Genomic DNA, 8068 nt, shown 5'->3' on the forward strand with positions numbered 1-8068 from the left:
GAATTTCTGCGCCGGCCGGAGAGTTTTCAGCCCGTCCGGCGTTTGAGGACGAGCGCGAAGCGCGATGCAGGGGGAGAGGGGGCGCAGCCCCCAGGACAACGGGAAGGGAAGGGGCGGAGGGGGCGAAGAAAGTCTCAGCCCCGCAGCTCGGCGAGCACCGCGTCCGTGAACGGGGGCCACGCCTCCACCGCCCACGGCCCGAAGGGCCGGTCCGTCAGGGCGACGCATGCCGCGCCCGCGTCCGGGTCGACCCACAGGAACGTCCCCGCCTGCCCGAAGTGCCCGAAGGTCCGAGGCGAGGACGAGGTCCCCGTCCAGTGGGGCGACTTGGAGTCACGGATCTCGAAGCCGAGCCCCCAGTCGTTGGGGTTCTGGTGCCCGTACCCGGGAAGCACGCCCTTCGTCCCGGTGTACTGCGCGGTCATCGCCTCGGCGACGGTCCGCGGGTCGAGGAGCCGCGGAGCCTGCACCTCGGCCGCGAACCGCACGAGGTCCGCCACCGTGGACGCCCCGTCCTTCGCCGGCGACCCGTCGAGCGCGGTCGACGTCATGCCCAGCGGGGCGAGCACCGCCTGCCGCAGATACTCCCCGAAGGGGATGTCAGTCGCCTTGGCGACATGGTCCCCGAGCACCTCGAACCCGGCGTTGGAGTACAGCCGCCGCTCCCCGGGCGCGGACGTCACCCGGTGCTCGTCGAAGGCGAGCCCGGACGTGTGCGCGAGAAGATGACGGACCGTCGAACCCGTGGGCCCGGCCGGTTCGTCGAGCTCGATCGCCCCCTCCTCGTATGCGACGAGCACGGCGTACGCGGTGAGCGGCTTGGTCACCGAGGCGAGCGCGAACCGGTGCTCCACCGGCCCGTGCGACCCCACGACCGTGCCGTCCGCACGCACGACCGCCGCTGCAGCGGTGGGAACGGGCCAGTTCTCGATCAGCGCCGGGCTCTGCAAGGGCAAGGGCAAGGACATGCGGACGAGCCTAAGCCGCTCACAGCTGCAGCCGCATCGAGGGGTCCGGCTTGCGGACGAAGCCGAGCGAGGCGTAGAGCGGCTCGGCCTCGGCCGACGCGTTGAGATCGACCGCCGCGGCGCCCTTCGTGCGGAACCAGTCGAGGAGGGTCTCCATACAGGCGCGGGCGTAGCCGCGGCGCCGCGCGTCCGGGTCGGTGGCGACGCTGAAGACGTGCCCGATCGAGCCGTGCGGGTTGCCCGCCCGCCCGATCCGGTACTCGATCGTGCCGACGACGAGCGCCGCGAGCGCGCCCGGCCGCTGCGGGTGATCGACGACGAAGGCGGCGAACTCCCCGTCGGGATCGGCGAGTCGACCGCGTACGGTGGGCAGTGACTGTGCGTGCCAGTCGGTGGACTCGCCCGACGCGAACACGGAGTCGATCATCACCTGGCGCAGCCGGAGCAGCTCTTCGGCGTCCTCGGGCACAGCACGGCGTACGAGAGTCATGATCGGCACCGTAGTCACGACAACCGCAGGACGTCTTCGGGTTTTCGACGGGTTTCGCTTGCTTGGAGTGCACTCCAGGGTTTTAGCGTGGGGGCATGACGGTGATGGAGACCACGGCCGAGGCCACCGAGCCCGGCACCAGGACCGACATCTGCGCCGCGCCGCCCCAGCGGCACCGCCGCCCGGACGGCCAGGACAACTACACGATCAGCGAGGTCGTCGCCCTCACCGGCATGACGGCCCACACCCTGCGCTGGTACGAGCGGATCGGGCTGATGCCGCACGTCGACCGCTCGCACACCGGACAGCGCCGCTACAGCAACCGCGACCTGGACTGGCTCGCCTTCGTCGGCAAGCTGAGGCTCACCGGCATGCCGGTCGCCGACATGGTGCGGTACGCGGAGCTGGTGCGCGTGGGCGAGGAGACGTACACCGACCGCCGCGAGCTCCTGGTGGCGACCCGCCGGGACGTGCTGGCCCGCATCGCGGAGCTCCAGGACACGCTCGCCGTGCTCGACCACAAGATCAGTTTCTACGGGGACGCCGGGCACACCCTGGCGTCGGAGAGGTCCTGATGACCAACAGCAAGATCGCGAAGGCTCGGCTCGGCACCGACGGACCCGAGGTGGGTGTCCAGGGCCTCGGCTGCATGGGCATGAGTTTCGCCTACGGCCCCGCGGACGCCGAGGAGGCACGGGCCACCCTGGAAAGGGCGCTGGAACTCGGCGTCACGCTCTACGACACGGCGGACGCGTACGGCGCCGGAGAGAACGAGAAGTTCCTCTCCCCGTTCTTCACCGCGCACCGCGACGAGGTCGTCATCGCGACGAAGTTCGCGCTCTCGATCCCGCCGGGCGAGCCCACGAAGCGGGTCATCCGCAATGACGCGCCGTACATCCGCCAGGCCGTCGAGGCCAGCCTGGAGCGCCTGGGCATCGACGTGATCGACCTCTACTACATGCACCGCCGTGACGTGAACGTCCCGATCGAGGAGACCGTCGGGGTCATGGCCGAGCTGGTGCGCGAGGGCAAGATCAAGCACCTGGGCCTGAGCGAGGTCACCGGCGGCGAGCTGCGGGCCGCGCAGGGCGTGCACCCCATCGCCGCCGTGCAGTCGGAGTGGTCGCTGTTCAGCCGGGACATCGAGTCGGGCGTGGTGCCGGCGGCCCGCGAGCTGGGCGTCGCCCTGGTGCCGTACTCGCCGCTCGGCCGCGGCTTCCTCACCGGCTCCTTCGCCAACGCCGAGCAGGACCTGACGGCCGGCGACTTCCGCCGCCATCAGCCCCGCTTCACCGGCGACAACGCGGCGGCGAACGGAGCCCTGCTGGAGCCGGTGCGCGCCGTCGCCGACGCCCACGGCGTCTCGCTCGGCCAGGTCGCGCTGGCCTGGGCGCAGCAGCGTGCGGAGGTGCACGGGCTGACCGTCGTCCCGATCCCGGGCACCACCAAGCGCGCCCGCGTCGAGGAGAACACCGCCGCGACCCGCATCGTCCTCAGCGACGCGGAGCTGGACCTGCTGGAGCCGATCGCCGGCAAGGTGGCGGGCGACCGCTACGCCGACATGACGTTCACGTCGGCCGGCCGGGAGTAGCCACCCGTCGGCGGCGGCTACAGCTCCGCGAGCAGCTCGGCCTTCTTCGTCGTGAACTCCTCGTCCGTCACCAGGCCCGCCTGGTGCAGCTCGCCCAGGTGACGGATGCGGTCGGCGATGTCGGCCGGGTCGCTGCGCGGCGCCGCCGGCACCGCGGCCGGGGTCGCCGGTCCGCAGGCGCGCACCGCGGCCAGCACCGACGCGGCGAACGGCAGTGACTCGTGCACCGGCCCGTAGCCGAGGCCGAAGACGACGGCGGCGGGGTCCTGGTCGGCCTGGGCGGGCTGCGCGATGGCCGGCTCGCGGCGCAGCAGCCGCAGATGGCCCTCGAAGACCTCGGGGGAGCGCCACTCGACGCCGCTCAGGTCGGCGACCGGGAAACTCTGGTCGCCGGCCTTCCACTTCGCCGACGAGGCGCCCGTCCAGAACCACCGGAAGGACACCGACTTGCCGTCGAAGGTCGCCTTCCCGTCGTACGCCTTGAAGTGCAGGGGGGTCTCAGGCGGCTGTACGAGATAGCGCGGGGGCGGGTCGGTGTCGTCCGCCACGAGCAGCGGGGTCAGCTCGTCCCTGTAGTACTCGGCGAGGGTCTCGCGCTCGGCGGGCAGCACGAGCCGGTAGGGGTCGCAGCCCTCCTTGAGCTGGCCCGCGGCCGCGTCCATCAGGGGATCGGCGCCCGGTCTCGGCACGGCGTGCAGGACGACCGTTCCGCGCTTGCCCGGCGTCAGTGTCACCGCCGAGATCGCTTCCAGCGGGACACGGCGTTCGCCGAGCGCCTGGAGCAGCTTCGGCGTACGGATCCCCCGTTCGAAGCGGATGAGCACGGAGTCGGACTCGAACTCCCAGGCGGCATTGAATCCGGCCAGTACGTCACCCATGCGGGCCATCGTATGCGGCGTGTACGTCTGAGTCGCCTCCCTCGGCGGACCGCAGTTTTTCGTCCTCTACGCGCGTCAGGCCGCCGTGGTGGCGGACAAACCCTTCCGGCACACGTCATCCTCGTGCGCGCACTCCACCGCGCGGTAGGCACCGACGCCGATTTCGGCGAAGTTGCGCAGGCTCTCGGTGCCCGGCTCGAAATAGCCGGTGTGGCCCTTCGCGCCCTGCGCCGACAGGACTCGCGCCCCGAAGTCGGAGGAGACCGGGTCGGCGCCGTGCCCGAGGCCGCCGACCTCCAGGTGCGGTACGTCCTGGATCCAGTCGTCGGAGTCCCGCATCGCCCAGACCTGCGCGGAGGTGTGCAGGTGGGAGGCGTTCTCGACGCGCATGCCGGGGCTGCCGGCGACCGCTATGTCGGAGACCCGGGAGGGCAGCCGGTGGGCCGCGACCCCGCACAGCACGGAGCCGTAGCTGTGGCAGTACAGGGCGATCGGCGCGCTGCCGGGCAGCGCCCGCACCAGGGCGTCCAGCCGGACCGCACCCTCCTCGGCGCGCATGGCGGTGGCCGAGTCGATGCCGAGCCCGCTGGGCGCCGTGTAGTCGGCCCAGGCGATCACGGCCGTACGCGTGCCGGTGCCGGTCGCGCGCTCCGCCTTGTACAGGGAACGCGCCATGCCGACGGGCGCCGAGTACTTCTTGTACGTGCGCTGGAAGGTGAGCAGGTCCGTGTCGACGCCGGGCACCACGACCGAGACGCGCTCGGCCTTGTCGAGGTTGCCGAAGACCTCGGCGACCCGGCCCGAGCCCATCGGGTCGAAGGCGAGGATCTTGCGGCCCTTGCGCAGCAGCGCCTCGTAGCGGTTCTTGCGGCGGCCGGCGTCGTGCTGTCCGAGGTCGGAGAGCCCGTCGTCGTGCATGCGCTTGATCTCGACCTTGCGCTGCTGGCGCAGGGCGATGCGGTTGGCCTGGTAGCGCAGCTTCACCGGCGCGCCGTTCATGTTGCCGACCGCGAGCGGGTAGCGGTGGGCGAGGCGGGCGCGCTGTCCGCTGTCCAGCGAGGCGAAGAAGTCGGCGAGGCGGGTCGGCGCGGAGTCGGTGTCCGGGAGCCGGTGTCCGGCGAGGCGGCCGTGCTCCCAGGCGGAGCGTGACGCGGCGAGCGGCGTCGCTCCCCGGTGGCTCTGGAGGGCGGTCCAGCCACTGGTGGCGAGCATCACGAACACCACGCCCAGCGCGAGCAGTGCGCGCCAGACGTTGAGTTGGGGAGAGGAGTCGAAGGAAGTCACTGGGAGGACACACTAGGAGAACGAGAGTGTCTCGCGTTAACCGAGTGAGGCGGATCACGTTTCTGGTGGGGTAATTGGGGCAAAGCGGGTTCAGTACCAGATAAAGTGTCACGCTCTGTGCGCGTATTGGTGCGCTGTGTACGGCAGTTGCCGGACTCTCGCGGGCCGGCCGCGCCGCCTACGTCACTTTGTGCGCCACTTCTCCGCCAACGCGGGCCCCACATGGTCGAGATACGAGGCGGTCAGCTCGCGGATCGCCTCGACGCTGGTGTCGTCGCCCGCCCCCCAGAGCCGGCCGGTCACGCGCATCACACCACCGAACACGGCGACCGCGACGCGCGGCCGCGGATCCGTGTCCACGTCGAGGCCCTCGCGTTCGGCGATCACCCGGGCGATCTCCTCCTCCAGCTCGGCGGAACGGCGCAGATGGACGGCGAGCAGGGTGGGGGTCGACTCGATCAACTGGAAGGTGCGCATGTGCAGTTCGATCGGGACGACGGCGTCCACGGCCTCGCCGATGGTGTTCCACCCCTCCAGGACGGCCAGCCGCAGTGCCTCCAACGGGGCTTCGTGCGGCGGGCGTTCGCGTACGGCGGCCAGGAAGTGCGACTCGGCGATGCGCTGACTGAAGAGGGCGACGTCCTCCTTGCCCGCGAAGTACCGGAAGAAGGTGCGCTGGGAGACGTCGACGGCCTCGGCGATCTCGTCGACGGTTGTCCGCTCGTATCCCTTCGTCGTGAACAGCTCCAGGGCGGCCCGCAGGAGTGCGTCCCGGGTGCGCTGCTTCTTGCGCTCGCGCAGTCCCGGCCGCGGCGCGAGGGCCGCGGGGATGGTCCGAGCTGTGTCCATTGCTCGCCGTTTCCTCCCTTTCGTTACCGAACGTGCAGCTCAGCGTACCCGTGGGTGAGGTGACAGTTACTGACTCGTGATTTTGTTTGTCAACTGTCAGTGGCTGTCACTAGCCTCGAAGGCATGACTAGTCAGACCACCGTCGACGCGACGGGGCCGGCCGACAAGGCCCTGGCCGCCCCGACCGATCCGACTCCCCCGCAGGGCCTGCGGGGCCACCCCTGGCTGACGCTCATCAGCGTCGCGACAGGCGTCATGATGGTCGCCCTGGACGGGACCATCGTGGCCATCGCCAACCCGGCCATCCAGAAGGACCTGGGCGCGAGCTTCGCCGACGTCCAGTGGATCACCAACGGCTACTTCCTCGCGCTCGCGGTCACGCTGATCACGGCGGGCAAGCTCGGCGACCGGTTCGGGCACCGGCAGACCTTCCTCATAGGCGTGGTCGGCTTCGCCGCGGCCTCGGGGGCCATCGGACTGTCCGGCAGCATCGCCCTGGTGGTCACCTTCAGGGTGTTCCAGGGGCTGTTCGGCGCGCTGCTGATGCCGGCCGCGCTCGGCCTGCTGCGGGCCACCTTCCCGGCCGAGAAGCTGAACATGGCGATCGGCATCTGGGGCATGGTCATCGGCGCCTCCACCGCGGGCGGCCCGATCCTCGGCGGGCTGCTCGTGCAGCACGTCAGCTGGCAGTCGGTGTTCTTCATCAACGTGCCGGTCGGCATCGCCGCGCTCGTCCTCGGCGCGCTGATCCTCAGCGACCACCGGGCCGAGAACGCCCCGCGCTCCTTCGACGTGCCCGGCATCGCCCTGCTCTCCGGCGCCATGTTCTGCCTGGTCTGGGCGCTCATCAAGGCCCCGACCTGGGGCTGGGGCGACGCCATGACCTGGTCGTTCCTCGGCGCGTCGGTGCTTCTCTTCGTGCTCTTCGCCCTCTGGGAGAAGCGAGTGAAGGAACCGCTGATCCCCCTCGGCCTGTTCCGCTCCGTGCCGCTGTCGGCGGGCGTGGTCCTCATGGTGCTCATGGCCGTCGCCTTCCTGGGCGGCCTGTTCTTCGTCACCTTCTACCTGCAGAACGTGCACGGAATGAGCCCGGTCGACGCCGGTCTCCACCTCCTCCCGCTCACCGGGATGATGATCGTGGGCTCGCCGCTGGCGGGCGCGCTGATCACCAAGGCGGGCCCGCGCATCCCGCTGGCCGGCGGCATGGCCCTCACGGCGATCTCCATGTACGGCATGTCGACGCTCGACACGGGCACCGGCAGCGCCGTCATGTCGCTCTGGTTCGCCGGTCTCGGCCTCGGCCTGGCCCCGGTCATGGTCGGCGCGACCGAGGTCATCGTGGGCAACGCCCCCATGGAGCTCTCCGGTGTCGCCGGCGGTCTCCAGCAGGCCGCCATGCAGATCGGCGGCAGCCTCGGCACCGCCGTCCTCGGCGCCGTGATGGCCTCCAAGGTCGACGGCGACCTCGCCGGCAACTGGGCCGACGCCAAACTCCCGCCGCTCACCCCGGCCCAGCTCGACCAGGCCTCCGAAGCGGTCCGGGTCGGCGCCGCGCCGGTGGCCAAGGGCACGCCGCCCGGCATCGCCGCACAGATCACCGACGTCGCGCACCACACCTTCATCTCCGGCATGAGCCTCGCCTGCCTCGTCGCCACGGGGGTCGCCGTCGTGGCGGTCTTCGTCGCCCTGCTCACCAAGCGGGGAAGCAACGCGGAGGCCGCGGGAGCGGGGGCGGGCCACATCTAGGAACCCGAACCGGGGGCGCGCCGGGCCCTGTTCGCCTATCAGGGTGACGGGGCCGGATACCCCTCCCGCTCCACGCGCACCGCAGGTCACAGTGGGTCAAGCCCTCCGTACGGCATGCGGACGACGTCCGTGCGGTACGGGGGCGACCGGAGCTGCGGCGCGCTGCCGGAGGGGGTCAACACGCGGACCGAGTGGTGGCGGGCGCGCAAGCTCGAAGAGGTTCCGACCGAGCAGCTGCCGGACGCGAGCGTCGACGACTCGA

The 8068-nt window shown here is 71.0% G+C and carries 8 protein-coding genes and 1 pseudogene; 4 read left to right on the forward strand and 5 right to left on the reverse strand.

Annotated elements, in window-relative coordinates; all coding sequences use genetic code 11:
- Window positions 1–134: 134 nt before the first annotated feature.
- Together ABZS97_RS42630 and ABZS97_RS42635 are read right to left on the reverse strand one after the other, a co-directional pair.
- Entirely contained in the window at window positions 135–956 is an 822-nt protein-coding gene (locus tag ABZS97_RS42630; protein ID WP_356148893.1) for a serine hydrolase domain-containing protein, read from the reverse strand.
- 31 nt (window positions 957–987) lie between these two features.
- Window positions 988–1458, reverse strand: coding sequence for a GNAT family N-acetyltransferase (locus ABZS97_RS42635; protein WP_356148868.1), 471 nt, complete (start codon window positions 1456–1458; stop codon window positions 988–990).
- 95 nt (window positions 1459–1553) lie between these two features.
- On the opposite strand from ABZS97_RS42635, the gene ABZS97_RS42640 reads away from it, so the two are divergent.
- The gene (locus ABZS97_RS42640) at window positions 1554–2033 is read left to right on the forward strand and encodes a MerR family transcriptional regulator (protein WP_356148873.1); all 480 of its coding nucleotides are present in this window, start codon (window positions 1554–1556) and stop codon (window positions 2031–2033) included.
- On the forward strand, window positions 2033–3049 hold the full coding sequence (locus tag ABZS97_RS42645) for an aldo/keto reductase (protein WP_356148876.1): 1017 nt from the start codon (window positions 2033–2035) through the stop codon (window positions 3047–3049). Before ABZS97_RS42640 ends, ABZS97_RS42645 begins: the two co-directional genes overlap by 1 nt.
- Window positions 3050–3066: 17 nt before the next feature.
- Here ABZS97_RS42645 and ABZS97_RS42650 read toward each other — a convergent pair whose 3' ends face one another.
- From ABZS97_RS42650 to ABZS97_RS42660, 3 genes are all read right to left on the reverse strand, one after another.
- A complete protein-coding gene (locus tag ABZS97_RS42650; RefSeq protein ID WP_356148879.1) occupies window positions 3067–3927 on the reverse strand; it encodes a DUF4429 domain-containing protein in 861 nt (286 codons plus the stop codon).
- Between the two features lie 75 nt (window positions 3928–4002).
- The gene (locus ABZS97_RS42655; protein WP_356148882.1) at window positions 4003–5211 is read right to left on the reverse strand and encodes an alpha/beta hydrolase; all 1209 of its coding nucleotides are present in this window, start codon (window positions 5209–5211) and stop codon (window positions 4003–4005) included.
- Window positions 5212–5394: 183 nt separating this feature from the next.
- Window positions 5395–6060, reverse strand: coding sequence for a TetR family transcriptional regulator (locus ABZS97_RS42660; RefSeq protein WP_356148885.1), 666 nt, complete (start codon window positions 6058–6060; stop codon window positions 5395–5397).
- A gap of 123 nt (window positions 6061–6183) precedes the next feature.
- On the opposite strand from ABZS97_RS42660, the gene ABZS97_RS42665 reads away from it, so the two are divergent.
- Complete coding sequence (locus ABZS97_RS42665; RefSeq protein ID WP_356148888.1) at window positions 6184–7806, forward strand: MFS transporter; 1623 nt, start codon at window positions 6184–6186, stop codon at window positions 7804–7806.
- A gap of 174 nt (window positions 7807–7980) precedes the next feature.
- A pseudogene (locus ABZS97_RS42670) lies at window positions 7981–8068 on the forward strand (SigE family RNA polymerase sigma factor); the annotation flags it as partial.

The organism is Streptomyces sp. NPDC005485, from assembly GCF_040606085.1.
GTDB lineage: Bacteria > Actinomycetota > Actinomycetes > Streptomycetales > Streptomycetaceae > Streptomyces.

What these genes read in the sequence shown, in the direction of transcription:
- ABZS97_RS42635 (WP_356148868.1), bottom strand. Translation starts at nt 1,458, where the DNA reads ATGACTCTCGTACGCCGTGCTGTGCCCGAGGACGCCGAAGAGCTGCTC.
- ABZS97_RS42640 (WP_356148873.1), top strand. Translation starts at nt 1,554, where the DNA reads ATGACGGTGATGGAGACCACGGCCGAGGCCACCGAGCCCGGCACCAGG.
- ABZS97_RS42645 (WP_356148876.1), top strand. Translation starts at nt 2,033, where the DNA reads ATGACCAACAGCAAGATCGCGAAGGCTCGGCTCGGCACCGACGGACCC.
- ABZS97_RS42660 (WP_356148885.1), bottom strand. Translation starts at nt 6,060, where the DNA reads ATGGACACAGCTCGGACCATCCCCGCGGCCCTCGCGCCGCGGCCGGGA.
- ABZS97_RS42650 (WP_356148879.1), bottom strand. Translation starts at nt 3,927, where the DNA reads ATGGGTGACGTACTGGCCGGATTCAATGCCGCCTGGGAGTTCGAGTCC.
- ABZS97_RS42665 (WP_356148888.1), top strand. Translation starts at nt 6,184, where the DNA reads ATGACTAGTCAGACCACCGTCGACGCGACGGGGCCGGCCGACAAGGCC.